This window comes from Streptomyces sp. NPDC026589, from assembly GCF_040638385.1.
Lineage (GTDB): Bacteria > Actinomycetota > Actinomycetes > Streptomycetales > Streptomycetaceae > Streptomyces.
Genome location: NZ_JBEZYG010000012.1, coordinates 188,624 through 202,018, shown reverse-complemented (window position 1 = coordinate 202,018; position 13,395 = coordinate 188,624). Strand labels below are relative to the sequence as shown.

Annotated in this window: 10 protein-coding genes; 4 read left to right on the top strand and 6 right to left on the bottom strand. The window is 72.4% G+C overall.

The window, feature by feature from the left end:
• Positions 1-200 precede the first annotated feature (200 nt).
• A complete protein-coding gene (locus AB0F29_RS21960) occupies positions 201-2,234 on the top strand; it encodes a TPM domain-containing protein (RefSeq protein WP_361874547.1) in 2,034 nt (677 codons plus the stop codon).
• A 100-nt stretch (positions 2,235-2,334) separates the two neighbouring features.
• Positions 2,335-3,048 carry a PspA/IM30 family protein gene (locus AB0F29_RS21955; RefSeq protein ID WP_361874409.1) on the top strand — a complete coding sequence of 238 codons (714 nt, stop codon included), beginning with the start codon at positions 2,335-2,337 and terminating at the stop codon, positions 3,046-3,048.
• A gap of 56 nt (positions 3,049-3,104) precedes the next feature.
• Here the strand turns inward: AB0F29_RS21955 and AB0F29_RS21950 are convergent, their stop codons facing one another.
• The 5 genes from AB0F29_RS21950 to AB0F29_RS21930 all read right to left on the bottom strand — a co-directional run bounded on the left by AB0F29_RS21950 (position 3,105) and on the right by AB0F29_RS21930 (position 8,350).
• A complete protein-coding gene (locus tag AB0F29_RS21950; protein ID WP_361874545.1) occupies positions 3,105-5,672 on the bottom strand; it encodes a SpoIIE family protein phosphatase in 2,568 nt (855 codons plus the stop codon).
• A gap of 223 nt (positions 5,673-5,895) precedes the next feature.
• Positions 5,896-6,339, bottom strand: coding sequence for an ATP-binding protein (locus AB0F29_RS21945; RefSeq protein ID WP_361874407.1), 444 nt, complete (start codon positions 6,337-6,339; stop codon positions 5,896-5,898).
• Positions 6,340-6,498: 159 nt separating this feature from the next.
• Positions 6,499-6,900, bottom strand: a complete 402-nt coding sequence (locus AB0F29_RS21940; RefSeq protein ID WP_361874405.1) for an NUDIX domain-containing protein — start codon at positions 6,898-6,900, stop codon at positions 6,499-6,501.
• A gap of 271 nt (positions 6,901-7,171) precedes the next feature.
• Positions 7,172-7,372, bottom strand: a complete 201-nt coding sequence (locus AB0F29_RS21935; protein ID WP_361874403.1) for an SPOR domain-containing protein — start codon at positions 7,370-7,372, stop codon at positions 7,172-7,174.
• Between the two features lie 225 nt (positions 7,373-7,597).
• Positions 7,598-8,350, bottom strand: coding sequence for a GntR family transcriptional regulator (locus AB0F29_RS21930; RefSeq protein WP_018956203.1), 753 nt, complete (start codon positions 8,348-8,350; stop codon positions 7,598-7,600).
• A gap of 390 nt (positions 8,351-8,740) precedes the next feature.
• Between AB0F29_RS21930 and AB0F29_RS21925 the strand changes: the two genes are divergently transcribed.
• The gene (locus tag AB0F29_RS21925; protein WP_361874401.1) at positions 8,741-10,159 is read left to right on the top strand and encodes a glycoside hydrolase family 18 protein; all 1,419 of its coding nucleotides are present in this window, start codon (positions 8,741-8,743) and stop codon (positions 10,157-10,159) included.
• 142 nt (positions 10,160-10,301) lie between these two features.
• Here AB0F29_RS21925 and AB0F29_RS21920 read toward each other — a convergent pair whose 3' ends face one another.
• Positions 10,302-11,885, bottom strand: a complete 1,584-nt coding sequence (locus tag AB0F29_RS21920; protein WP_361874399.1) for a S8 family serine peptidase — start codon at positions 11,883-11,885, stop codon at positions 10,302-10,304.
• Positions 11,886-12,125: 240 nt separating this feature from the next.
• Between AB0F29_RS21920 and AB0F29_RS21915 the strand changes: the two genes are divergently transcribed.
• Positions 12,126-13,235, top strand: a complete 1,110-nt coding sequence (locus AB0F29_RS21915; protein WP_361874398.1) for a threonine synthase — start codon at positions 12,126-12,128, stop codon at positions 13,233-13,235.
• The last annotated feature ends 160 nt before the right edge of the window (positions 13,236-13,395 follow it).

Here is a 13,395-nt window from a genome sequence, read left to right as displayed (position 1 = left end):
CCCCCGGCAGCGCCCGGCTTCCGGGCCGGGCCCGGCTCCCCGGCCGGTCCACCGGATCTCTCGCCGGGGCTCCCTCCGGCGCTCCCTCCGGCGCTCCCTCCGGACCTCTCGCCGGGGCCCCCTCCGGACCACCCCGCACCGGCCTGCCGGCCGGGCCTCTCACGGGTCTCCTCGCCGTGCTGTCCGCCGTGTGCTGGCTGGTGCTCCCCGCCGCCGCGACCGCCCGCGCCGACGACCCCGTCGAGCTGTCCCGGGACGGGCAGATCACCGACCGGGTGGGGGCGCTGGGCGACCGGACCGGGCAGGTGGAGGACGCACTCGACCGGTTGTACGCCGACGAGCGCGTCCAGCTCTTCGTGGTGTACGTACGTGATTTCTCCGGCCGGTCCGGACAGACCTGGAGCGACGAGACCGCCAACCGCAACGGCCTGGGCCAGGACGACGTGCTGCTCTCCGTCGCCACCCACGACCGGCAGTACGCCTACTCGGTCGACGCCGGCTCCCCGCTCACCGACGAACAGCTGCGGGACGTGGCGGGCACCGCGATCGAACCCGCGCTGCGGGAGAACGACTGGGCGGGGGCAGCGATCGGCGCGGCCGACGGCTACGGCTCCGCACTGGCCGGACGCCCGGTGACCGCCCCCGCCATCACCCCGGGGCCCGCCGACCCCGGAAAGGGCGGTTCCGACTCCACCGGCGCCCGCGACTTCGTCCTGCCGGTGGCCGTCGTGGTGGGCGTGGGAGCGGTCGGCGCCTACGCGTACGCCCGGCGCAGACGGCGCACAACGACCCGTACCACCCCGGCGGCCACCGGCTGGGGCCGGGGCGCGGGAGCGGGCGGTACGCCGGAGCCGCCGACGCCGCTGCCGGAGCTGGACGGGCAGGCCAAGGAGGTGCTGGTGGACACCGACGACGCGGTGCGCACCAGCGAGGAGGAACTCGGCTTCGCCACCGCCCAGTTCGGCGAGGACGCGGCGAAGCCCTTCACCGAGGCGGTCGCGCGGGCGAAGGACGAGCTGACACAGTCGTTCCGGTTGCGCCAGCAGCTCGACGACGCCTTCCCCGAGGACGACGCGACCCGCCGCCGGATGCTGGAGGAGATCCTGCGGCGGTGCGCGACCGCGAACGAGGGCCTGGACACGGTCGCCGAGGACTTCGACCGGCTGCGGGCCCTGGAACGTACCGCTCCGGAGGCCCTGGCCACCGTGGACGCCACGCACCGCGACCTCGCCGGGCGGGTCGCGGCGGCCGAGTCGGGCGCCGCCGGGCTGCGCGAGCGGTACGGGGAGGGCGCCGCCGCGCCCGTGGCGGCCGACGTCGAGCAGGCGAAGGACCGGCTCGTCTTCGCGGCCTCGGCCGTGGAGCAGGCCCGTACGGCGGTCGAGGGCGGCGACAGCTCCCGGGCCGCGGTGTACATCCGGGGAGCCGAGGGCGCGGTGGGCCAGGCGGGCACGCTGCTGGACTCGGTGGACCGGCGGGCGGCGGAGCTGGGCGAGGCCGCGCGGAGACTGCCCGCCGCGCTGACCGAGACGGAGACCGACCTCGCGGACGCGGGCGGGCTGCTCGAAGGCACCGCCGAGGGCGCTTCGACCGCCGGTCTGCGCGGCCGGATCGCCCGCGCCGAGGCCGTGCTCGGCGATGTCCGGGCCGCGACGGCCGCGGGCCCGTACGACCCGATCGACGCGCTGCGCCGGGTGGAGGAGGCGGACGCGGCCCTGGACGAGGCGCTGGCGGGGGCCCGGGACCAGGAGCGGGGCGAGGCGAAGGCCCGCTCCCTCCTCGATCAGGCGATGCTCACCGCCCGGTCCGCGATCGGGTCGGCGGCCGACTACATCACGACCCACCGGGGTGCGGTCGGCAGTCAGGCCCGTACCCGGCTCGCGGAGGCGCAGCGTCGGTGGGAGCAAGCCCGGGAGCTGTCGGCCGCGGACGCGCAGGGGGCGCTGGCCGAGGCGCGGCAGGCGGACGCGCTGGCGGGGCAGGCGATGAGCCTGGCCGAGCAGGACGTCCGGGGCTTCGGCGGCCTACAGGGTCCCGGCCCCATGCAGGGCGGCGGCATGGGCGGGGCGGTGCTCGGCGGCATCATCCTCGGCGGGCTGTTCGGGGGCGGCGGACGGGGCGGGGGCCTGGGCGGCGGCTTCGGCGGCGGCCGGTCCGGCGGTTTCGGGGGCGGGCCGGGCAGCTTCGGAGGGGGCGGAACACGGGGCCGCCGGGGCGGCGGCGGCCGCTTCTGAACGACCCGCAGCGCAGGTCCGAACGACCGACCGACCGGCAGGCAGGCAGGCAGGCAGGACCCCAGCACATGACCCGTCTCGATCTCCAAGGAGCCATCCCATGTCCAAGCAGACCATCCTCGGCCGCGTCACCCAGCTCGCGAAGGCCAACATCAACGCCCTCATCGATCAGGCCGAGGACCCGCAGAAGATGCTGGACCAGCTGATCCGTGACTACACGAACAACATCGCGGAGGCCGAGCAGGCGGTCGCGACCACCATCGGCAACCTCCGGCTGATGGAGCAGGACCACAAGGAGGACGTCGAGGCGGCGGCCGAGTGGGGCGGCAAGGCGCTGGCCGCCAGCCGGAAGGCCGACGAGCTGCGCGGTGCGGGGTCGGTCGCGGAGGCGGACAAGTTCGACAACCTGGCGAAGGTCGCGCTGGGCCGCCAGCTCCAGTCCGAGCAGGAGGCGAAGACGGCCGGGCCCACGATCGCCTCGCAGAGCGAGGTGGTGGACAAGCTGAAATCGGGGCTCGGCCAGATGAAGGCCAAGCTCTCCCAGCTGAAGGCCAAGCGCGACGAGTTGGTGGCGCGTTCGAAGTCGGCGCAGGCGCAGAACCAGATGATGGACGCCGTGAAGAACATCGACGTCCTGGACCCGACGAGCGAGCTGAGCCGCTTCGAGGACAAGGTGCGGCGCGAGGAGGCGAAGGCGCTGGGCAAGCAGGAGCTGGCGGCCTCCTCGCTGGACGCCCAGTTCGAGGAGTTGGACAGCCTGGGTGACAGCGCGGAGGTCGAGGCCCGGCTGGCGGCCCTGAAGACGGGTGCGTGAGGCGGGGCGCACCGGGTGGGTCCAGGTGCCCTCCCCAGGACCTGGCCGGGTGGAGGTCAGTACATGCTCAGGAGCTGCTCCACAGAGAGTTCGGCGGCCGGGGCCCCGTCCGGCAGGGCCAGTTCGAACCAGACGGTCTTGCCGCGCGGGGTGCGGCGCGAGCCCCAGGCGGCGCTGAGCAGGCCGACCAGTTGGAGGCCGCGTCCGCCTTCGTCGGTGTCGCGGGCCCGGCGGCGGCGCGGCTGGACGAGACCGGCGTCCCACACCTCGCAGACCAGGGTGCGGTCGCGCAGCAGCCGGAGCCGGATCTCGCCCTCGCCGTAGCGCAGGGCGTTGGTGACCAGTTCGCTGACGAGGAGTTCGGTGGTGTCGACCAGATCGTCGAGATTCCAGGCGATCAGCTGGGTGCGGGCCAGCTCACGGGCGCGCCCCACGGAGCGGGGTTCGCGCGGCAGGGTCCAGTCCCCGACCGACTCCTCGGGGAGCCCCTGGATGCGGGCCATGAGCAGGGCGATGTCGTCCTCGCCGTGCCGGGTGTCGAGGGTGCTGAGGACGTGGTCGCAGGCGTCCTCCAGCTCCATCTGCGGACCGGTGAGGACGGCCCGCAGGGCGTCCAGGCCCTCGTCCAGCGGCTGGTCGCGGGACTCCACGAGGCCGTCGGTGTAGAGGGTGAGCAGGGCGTTCTCCGCCAGCTCGACCTCGACCTCCTCGAACGGCTCGCCGCCGACGCCCAGCGGCATGCCCGGCGGTACGTCGATGAGCCGGGCGGGCCGGCCGGGCTCGACGACGGCCGGGGGGAGGTGCCCGGCGTTGGCGAACGTACATCGCCGGGTGACCGGGTCGTAGACCGCGTACACGCAGGTCGCGAGATACACCTCGGAGAGGTCCGCCTCGCGGGACTTCTGCGCGGCGCGGGAGGGCCACTGCGCTCCCCCGCTGCCGCCGAGTCCCGCGCTGCGCTCGCCGGCGCCCGGGGAGCCGAGGCCGCGGGCGACCTCGTCGAGGGCGGAGAGCACTTCGGCGGGCTCCAGGTCGAGGAGGGCCAGGGTCCGCACGGCGGTGCGCAGTTCGCCCATGGCGACGGCGGCGCGCAGGCCGCGGCCCATGACGTCGCCGACGACGAGAGCGGTGCGGTGGCCGGGCAGCTCGATCACGTCGAACCAGTCGCCGCCGACCTCGGTGGCGGTGTTGCCCGGCAGATAGCGGCAGGCGATGTCGAGGCCGGCGGCCTCCGGGTCGCCGGGGGGCAGGAGGCTGCGCTGGAGGATCAGGGCGCGCTCGTGCTCGCGGCGGTAGAGGCGGGCGTTGTCGATGCAGACGGCGGCGCGGGCGGCCAGTTCGGTGGCCAGGGCGCGGTCGCGCTCCCCGAACGGCTCGCTGCCCTTCGTCCGGGAGAACTGGACGAGGCCGACGACGGTGTCGTGCGCGACCATCGGCACGGCGAGCGTCGACTGCACGAAGCCCATCTCGTCGCCGGGGACGTCCTCGACCCGGCCGGAGCGCAGCGCCATGGCGCACGGGGAGCCGAACGGGAAGCGGTGGACGGAGCCGAGCGCGGGCGGCAGATCGTCCGGGCCCGGGGGCCCGCTGCCGGCCACGGCGGTCGGCAGGGCGTCGGCGACAGCACTGGCGTGGGCCACCCGGCGCAGCTCCGCCGAGCCTCCGGCGGATTCGCGGTGGGCGGGCGCCCAGCTGCCGGGAGCGGCCTCCTCGCCGGTGAGCAGCCCCTGGTAGAGGTCGACGGCGGCGAGGTCGCAGAAGCCGGGGACGGCCACGTCGAGGAGCTCGCGGGCGGTGGTCTCCAGGTCCAGGGAATTGCCGATGCGGGCGCTGGCCTCGTTGAGGAGGGCGAGGTTGCGGCGGGCACTGGCCGCCTCGCGGGCGGCGATGTGCCGGCGGGTGACGTCGGTGGCGAGTCCGGCGACGCCGACGGGACGGCCGGCCCCGCTGTGCACCCGGTAGAGGTTCATGGACCAGTGGCGGCGCTCGGTGCCGCCGGGGGCAGGGCCGACGAGCTGGAGGTCGGTGACCGACTCCCCGGTCTCCAGGACCCGTTTCAGCGTGGCGGACAGCCGGTCGGCCTCGGGCCGCGGCAGATAGTCCTCCACCGTGCGGCCCCGGTGGTCGTCGGCCGCGCCGCCGAAGACCGTGGCGAAACGCTGGTTGGCCCGGACGACGGCGAAGTCCGTGCCGAACAGCACGAAGCCGAAAGGAGATTGGCCGAATATGGCCTGAGAGGCGGCGAGGTCGGTCTCGATGCGCCGCAGGGCCCGGACGTCCACGACGATACAGAGCGCGGCCCGCTCGCCCCGGCCCGTCAGACTCGGCATCACATAGACCTCGGCGACGCCGTGCGCCCCGCCCTCGCCCGGCATCCGGAAGGGGACGAGGCCCGTCCACTCCTTGCCGTCGAGGATCTCGCCGACCCTCCGTTGACCGTCCGAGCGCAGCTCGGCGGGCATGAAGGCCTCCACCGGGTCGCGGCCGATCGCCTCGGTCGAGGACATGCCGAACAGACCGGCGGCCCGGCTGCTCCACTGCTCGATCAGACCGTCGGGGCCGATCGAGAAAGAGGCGACCCTGATGTAGTCATAGATCGAGCCGGGCGGGCTGCTCTGCCACACGACGTCACCCGTGGTCCCGACGACATCGCCGACATCACCCGTTGTCCCAGGTATTTCGCTCACGCGACCGTCCCCTCCAGCTCACACACCGGACCGGTCCTGCCCGCAGTATTCAGCACTACGGCCCCGACCGACACGGCGTTCACGATCACAGCAAGGTCTCAGTCCCTTTCAGCCAGGTTCTGCCCGACCTCTGGTGATCGCTGTGCGTCCCTCCACTCTCCTAACCAGGGAGAGCCAGCTCGAACCACACCGTCTTGCCACTCTTTCCACGACGGGTCCCCCAGCGGCGCGCGGAACAGGCCACGAGCTGGAGTCCCCGGCCGCCTTCGTCGTCGGGTCCCGCACTGCGTTCGGTGGGTGGATCCGGAAGCGGATCGGAGACTTCCACCAGCAGTACCGGGGCCGGGGGAGCGACGTCGACGGGCGGAGCGTCCCCGTCCGCGGGCGACTGCACCAGGCGTACGCCGATGGGTCCGGAGGCGTACCGGAGGGAGTTGGTCACCAGCTCGCTGACGAGCAGGACCGCCAGGTCACCCACCGCCGCGTCGAGGCCCCAGGAACCCAGCGCGCCCCGGACGGCGTGCCGTGCGCTCCGCACGGAGCCGGGTTCGGCGGGGAAGGCCCACTCGGCGCAGTCGCCTTCGGTATCGATCACGCCGATCACTTCCCAGGGACGACCACGGGCTCACCCCTTATGCAAATGGGGACTAAACAGCCCATACCCACCATTTGTTGCCCGCTACCGCGCAACCTGCCGTTTGGTGCAGACGGGTGCAGACGGGTGCGGAGGCCGGACCGTGCTCACGCGCGCCACGGCCGGGGATCAGCTCAGCGCCCCCGCCGCCCTGAGGTCGTCGAAGAGCAACTGGTCCACGGGCGGCACGAGGGCCCGGTCGGCGAAGGAGAACCACGCCATCTCCTCGATCTCGCTGCTCGCGGCGAGCGTGCCGCGGTAGTCGCCGTAGTAGCAGCTCATCCGCACGACGGCGGCGTCGGGCCGGTCGTCCACGGGGGCCTCGTACGTCCCGGCGTGGACGACGGTCTCCCGGATCAGGCCGACCGTCAGCTCCTCCTCGACCTCCCGCAGCAGGGTCTGCAGATCGGTCTCCGCCCCCTCCCGCTTGCCGCCCGGGATGTAGAAGACGTCCTTGCCCCGGGGCCGCGCGCAGAGGATCCTGCCGCCCTCGATCCGTACCCACGCCACCGTGTCGATCAGCACCGTCACCGCTCCGCCCGCTCGCCGCACCCCCGGCGGCTTTCGTGCCCCCGGCCCGGGCGGGACCCTACCGCCCGGACCGCGGGCGCACGGACCGCGGGGACGGTGGCGGGACGGAGGCGGGACGGAGGCAGAGGAGGGCAAGGGAGGGCAGGGGAGGACAGGCGAGAACAGAGGGGGGCAGGGGAGGACAAAGGGGGTGCGAAGGCGCCAGGGAAGCCCGTGGGGCGCCTGGAGGCACGGAACGGTCTCCAGACGCCCCACGGGGTCGTCCACCGCGTCAGGTCCCGGTGCCCTGCCCCACGCGCTCCACCCGGTAGACCTGGTGGCGATGGCGGTCGTCGAGGCCGTCGGCGACCTTCTGCGCCTCGGCCTGCGTGGCATACCTGCCCACGCGATAGCGATTTCCGCCGTCGTCCTGCCGTATCACCTGCCAAGGGAGCACGGCGCCGCTGTCGCTCATCGTGTCACTCCCCCGCATATCGCCCCTCTTCCCACCGGCGTGCACGTCTCTAAGGATCCCCAGGAAACCGCAGTACGCATATGCCCGAGCGTACGCCTGACCTTCACTCAGTGCAGGCGGGTTTGCACAAAGAGATACACATCCGGCCATCACGAAAGGGGCGCACCCGCAGAATGCGCCCCCTCATGACCCAACGCCCCCGGTCGGCGCGCCTCGTCCGACCCGACGGGACGTCACCTCACCTCATCTCACCGGCAGGTGGTACGCGACCCGGTACCGGTCCGCCGGCACCACCACGTCGGCCGTCTCCACGGCCCGGCCCGAGGCGTAGTACGTACGCCCGATGACGATGACCACATGGCCGGGCACGCCGCCCAGCGCCAGGAGCTCCTCCGCCAGCCCCGGGCGCGCGCCGACCTCCTCGGCGACGTTGTCCACGACGACGTCGATCGCGGCCATCCGGTCGACCACCCCGCAGCCGCCCAACGGGCCCTCCTCCGGCAGCATCACGGGCGTCCGGCCGGTGACGGCGAGCGGCTCCCAGGAGGTGGAGAGCATGACCGGCTCCCCCGCCTCCCGGAAGACGTAGTGCGTACGCATGACACGGTCGCCCGGCTCGATACCCAGCCGCTCGGCGATCTCGGGGCCCGCCCCCTCCTGCTCACTGCGGGACTCCCAGGTCCCGCGCGCCCCCTCCGCCGTCTGCTCCTGCCGGAACGGGCTGGCCCCCTTGCCCGGCCGGTTGCCGGAGCGGGCGATCATGCGGGGCACGGGGCGCTCGCGCACATAGGTGCCGGAGCCGGAGCGCCCCTCGACCAGCCCCTCCGCCATCAGGACCTTGCGCGCCTCCAGGGCGACGGTGTCCGAGACCCCGTACTCCTCCCGGATGCGAGCCTGCGACGGCAGGCGGGTATGAGGCGGCAGCGCGCCGTTGACGATCTTCTCCCTGAGATCGCTCGCCACGCGCAGATAGGCGGGCTGCTCACCGAAAGTCACAGGCCACTCCCAACAGGTTGACAGTCTGCGACAGCCTGACAACCGTTGATTGTGCACCGCAAGCATAGGCCAGAGTTTCACCCAATGTGATGATCTTGTGACGGTCCACGCATACACCGGACGCGGACACCAGATCAGTCCCGGACATCCTCCGACTCCACTCTGCCCAGCGCCGCACCGGCCGACACGGCCGCACCGACATCCCGGCATCAGCGCGCCGACCCCACCGCCGAAGTCCCGCAACTCCCGGACTCTTGAACATTTCTGGTCCAGACCAATACATTCCAGTGCACAGCACGGCTCCCGCACTTCCTTCCGCTTTCCTTCTGCCTTCCTTCCGCTTGCCTTCCGCCTTCCTTCCGCACCGGATCACGCACAGGAACGAGCCTCATGCGCCGAAGAAACCTGTCCCGAATGACCACCGCCGGCATCGCCCTGGCCCTGCTGGGGGGCATCGCACCCGCAGCCACGGCCAGCGCCGAGCACGACCGGAGCAACGGCGGCGACCGTGACAAGGGCCACCACCGCCCCGCGTACAAGAGCATCGGCTACTTCACCCAATGGGGCGTCTACGGACGGGACTTCCAGGTCAAGGACCTGGACACCAGCGGAGCCGCGTCCAAGCTGACCCACATCAACTACGCCTTCGGCAACGTCAACGCCGAGGGCAAGTGCTTCACCGGCAACATCCCCGGCCAGGCCGACGCCTGGGCGGATTACGCCCGTCCGCTCGACGCGGCGGGATCGGTCGACGGCGTCGCCGACACCGACACCCAGCCGCTCGCGGGCAACTTCAACCAGCTGCGCGAGCTGAAGGCCAAGCACCCCGGCCTCAAGGTCATGATCTCGCTGGGCGGCTGGAGCTACTCCACCCACTTCTCCGACGCGGCCCGCACCGCGGCCTCCCGCAAGGCCCTCGTCGCCTCCTGCCTCGACCTGTACATCAAGGGCAACCTCCCGGTGGACGGGGCCCGCGGCGGCCAGGGCGCCGCGGCCGGCCTCTTCGACGGCATCGACGTCGACTGGGAGTGGCCCGGCTCGGCGGGCAACGAGGGCACCGTCTTCCGCCCGGAGGACAAGAAGAACTTCACCGCCCTGATCCACGAGTTCCGCACCCAGCTCGACGCCTACGCGAAGAGCCGGGCGAAGGCCAAGGAGAAGGCGGCCAAGGGCCAGGGCGGGCACGGGCACGGGCACGGGAAACCGAAGCCGGTCCACTACGACCTGTCGGCCTACGTAGCGGCCAACCCGAAGGCGATCGACGCGGGCTTCGACGTCAAGCGCCTCATGAAGGACTTCGACTTCGTCAACATCCAGGGCTACGACTACCACGTCTCCGGCGAGAAGAAGACGGCCCAGCAGTCGGCCCTGTACGCGAAGAACGACTTCAGCGTCGATCAGACCGTGCGCGACTGGGTACGCCGCGGCGCGCCCAGGCACAAGCTCGTGATGGGCATGCCGACCTACGGCCAGGGCTGGACCGGAGTGAGCGGCGGCGGCACGGGCATGGGCCAGCCGGCCACGGCCCCGGCACCGGCCACCTGGGGGGCGGGCTACGAGGACTACAAGGTCCTGAAGCAGCTGGCCGCGTCGGGGACGTACAAGGTCCACCGGGATGTGAAGAACGGCCACGCGTGGCTGTTCGACGGCACGACGCTGTGGACGTACGACGACCCTCAGGTGCTGCGCGCCAAGGCCTCGTACATCCGGGACAAGGGTCTCGGCGGGGCGATGTTCTGGTCGCTGGACGGGGACACCGAGAACGGTGAGCTGATCACCGCGGTCGACCGCGGGCTCAACCGCCGCTGACGCCGGCGCTGACACCGAAGGGGCCGGGGCGGCCGCGTGACGCGGCCGCCCCGGCCCGACTTCCGGGACTCAGCGGTTCAGTGGTTCAGGGGCTCGGCTCAGCGCGCCGGAGCGGGTTCGGAACCAGCACGCCGGAGCGTGTTCAGAACTGGAGCGCCCAGCTGTTGATCCGGCCGGTGTCGGCGTTCGCGTTGTCGCCGACCCGGAGCTTCCAGGTGCCGTTGGCGACCTCGGAGGAGGCGTTGACGGTGTACGTGGTGACCACGTTGTCGCTGCTGCCGCCGGAGCCGTACGCCTTCAGGTTGTAGACCGAACCGTCGGGGGCGACCAGGTCGATCTTCAGGTCGCCGACGTAGGTGTGCGAGATGTTGACCGGGACGCTCAGCGCGGCCGGGGCGTTACCGGTGACTCCGGTGACGGTGACCGGCGCCTCGACGGTGGCGTTGTCGTTGATCGCGTAGCCGGTGGTGTTCTCGAACTTCTTGCCGGGCGGCGTGGTGCCACCCGCGCCCACGTACAGCAGCCGGTTGGGCGAGCCGCTGCCCGGGTTGGTGACGACCCCGGGTGTGGAGGCCGCGACGAGGCCGGCGGAGATCTGTGCGGGGGTCGAGCCCGGGTTGTCGGCAAGGTAGAGGGCTGCCGCGCCGGCGACGTGCGGACTGGCCATCGACGTGCCGGAGATGGTGTTCGTGGCGCTGTCGCTGGTGTGCCACGACGAGGTGATCGAGGAACCGGGGGCGAAGATGTCCACGATCGAGCCGTAGTTGGAGAAGCTGGAGCGGGCGTCGGTGTTGGTCGTCGATCCCACCGTGATCGCCTCGGCGACACGCGCCGGCGACTTGGTGGAGGCGTCGGTCGACTCGTTGCCCGCCGCGACGGCGTAGGTGACGCCGGAGGCCACGGACCGGCGCACGGCGGCGTCGAGCACCGAGTCCGCACCGCCGCCGAGGCTCATGTTGGCGACGGCCGGCTTTACGGCGTTGGCCGTCACCCAGTCGATGCCCGCGACGACACCCGCGGTGGTGCCGGAGCCGGCGTTGTTGAGCACCCGCACGCCGACGATCTTGGCCTTCTTGGCCACGCCGTGCGCGGTACCCGCCACGGTGCCCGCCACGTGCGTGCCGTGGCCGTTGCCGTCCTGCGACACGTTGTCGTTGTCCACGGCGTCGAAGCCGTTGAAGGCCCGGCCGCCGAAGTCGCTGTGGCTGATGCGCACCCCGGTGTCGATGATGTAGGCGGTGACGCCCTCGCCGGCCTTGTCCGGGTAGGTGTAGCGCTGGTCCAGCGGCAGGTTCCGCTGGTCGATCCGGTCGAGGCCCCAGGAGGGCGGGTTGTTCTGGGTGGCGGAAGCCGTGAAGGTGCGGTTCTGCGAGACGGACGCGACGGCCGGGTCGGCGGCGAACCTCTTCGCCTCGGCGGCCGACGCCTCGACCGCGTAGCCGTTGAGGGCCGAGCGGTAGGTGCGTTCGATGCCCGCACCGTACTTCTTCGCGAGGGCCCTGCCCTGGGCGGAGTCGGACTTCGCGGCCGAGTCCTTCAGCGTGACGATGTAGCTGTCGCTGATGGTGCCGGGCGCGTCCGCGTTCAGGATCACGCCTTCGGGCGCACGCTCGGCCGCGGTCGCCGGGAGGGCGGCCGTGGCCAGGGCGACGGCGGCTGCGGTGGCTATGACGGTCGCCGCGGCGAGTCTTCGACGGGCCTGGGGGGTGTGACGCGTCACTGACATCTGAGGGGTCCTCCTCATAGGCGGTGCTCTGGTGGGGGGTGGTGCCGGAGCCAAACGACGACTCCCGGCAGGGGCATGACAAATCAGCCGGCCGAGCGCCCCGTTTTCTGCGCCGTCCGGTGAGCCGCGTGCCCTGCTGCCAGCGAAAGATTGACCGATCCATGGCGAACTCACAAGGGTGCCTTGGCTTGTGCCATACGTCTGTCATTCACCTGCCCTACGCCTGACATGCTGGCGGGCATGACGGCCTATCACTGCCCGGACGACGGGACCCGATCCGAGATCACCGCGCTGACCTGGTGCTGCCCGGTCTGCCGTGGCCCCTGGGACCTCGACTTCACCCCCGCGCGGGGCGTGGCGCCGAACGCGCTTTCCGGGCGGGCCAATTCATTGTGGCGTTACGAGGAATTCCTGCCGCTCGCCGCCCCGCCGATCTCCCTGGGCGAGGGCCGCACCCCGCTCGTCCCGCTCACGGACACCGTCTCGGCGAAGCTGGACTACCTCATGCCGACGCTCTCCTTCAAGGACCGGGGCGCGGTGATGCTCGCGGAGCTGGCCCGCCGGCTGGGCCCGGACGGGGTCGTCGCGGACAGCACCGGCAACGCGGGCACGTCGATCGCCGCGTACTGCGCGCGGGCGGGACTCCCCTGCACGGTGTACGTCCCCGAGGGCACGTCCCCGAAGAAGACCGAGCAGATCCGGGCCCACGGCGCGCAGCTGGTCACGGTCCCGGGCGGCCGGGAGGCGACCGCGCTGGCCGCCCGCGCGGCGGCGGACGGACCGGGTGTCTTCTACGCCTCGCACGTCTTCAACCCGTACTTCCTGCACGGCACGAAGACGTACGTGTACGAGCTGTGGGAGGACCTCGGCGGCCGGCTGCCGGACGCGCTGGCCGTCCCGGTCGGCAACGGCACCCTGCTGCTGGGCGCGGCCCTCGCCACCGAAGAACTGCACGCGCTCGGCCTGATCGAGACCCGCCCCCGGCTGATCGCCGTCCAGGCCGAGGCGGTCTCCCCGCTGGCCGCCGCCTTCCACGCGGGCGCGGGCGACCTTCCTCCGGCCGGCCCGGCCGCCGTGGTCTCCCCCACCCTCGCGGAGGGGATCGCCATCCCCCGCCCGCCGCGCGCCCGGCAGATCCTGGCGGCGGTACGGGAGTCGGGCGGCACGTTCCTGACAGTGTCGGAGGACCGCGTCCGCGAGGCCCAGCGGGATCTGGCCGCGCGCGGCTTCTACGTCGAGACGACGGGCGTGGCCTGCTGGGCGGCGGTGCGGGAAGGGAGCGCTGCCACGCGGGGCAGTGTGGTGGTGCCGCTGTGCGGGGCGGGGCTGAAGACGGGCATGGCGGGGTGAGGAAGCCACACCCCCCGCCCCACCCGAGCACGGGCACGACGGCGCGGGATAGCCAGGCCCCCCGCCCGACCCAAGCACAGGCACGACCGCACGACCGCACGACGACACGACGGCACGACCGCACGACGGCACAACGGCACAACGGCACAAGCAGACCACA

Bases quoted from the DNA above. Each gene is read 5' to 3' on its own strand.
- AB0F29_RS21920 (WP_361874399.1), bottom strand. From the start codon at position 11,885: ATGTCAGTGACGCGTCACACCCCCCAGGCCCGTCGAAGACTCGCCGCG.
- AB0F29_RS21935 (WP_361874403.1), bottom strand. From the start codon at position 7,372: ATGCGGGGGAGTGACACGATGAGCGACAGCGGCGCCGTGCTCCCTTGG.
- AB0F29_RS21955 (WP_361874409.1), top strand. From the start codon at position 2,335: ATGTCCAAGCAGACCATCCTCGGCCGCGTCACCCAGCTCGCGAAGGCC.
- AB0F29_RS21925 (WP_361874401.1), top strand. From the start codon at position 8,741: ATGCGCCGAAGAAACCTGTCCCGAATGACCACCGCCGGCATCGCCCTG.
- AB0F29_RS21915 (WP_361874398.1), top strand. From the start codon at position 12,126: ATGACGGCCTATCACTGCCCGGACGACGGGACCCGATCCGAGATCACC.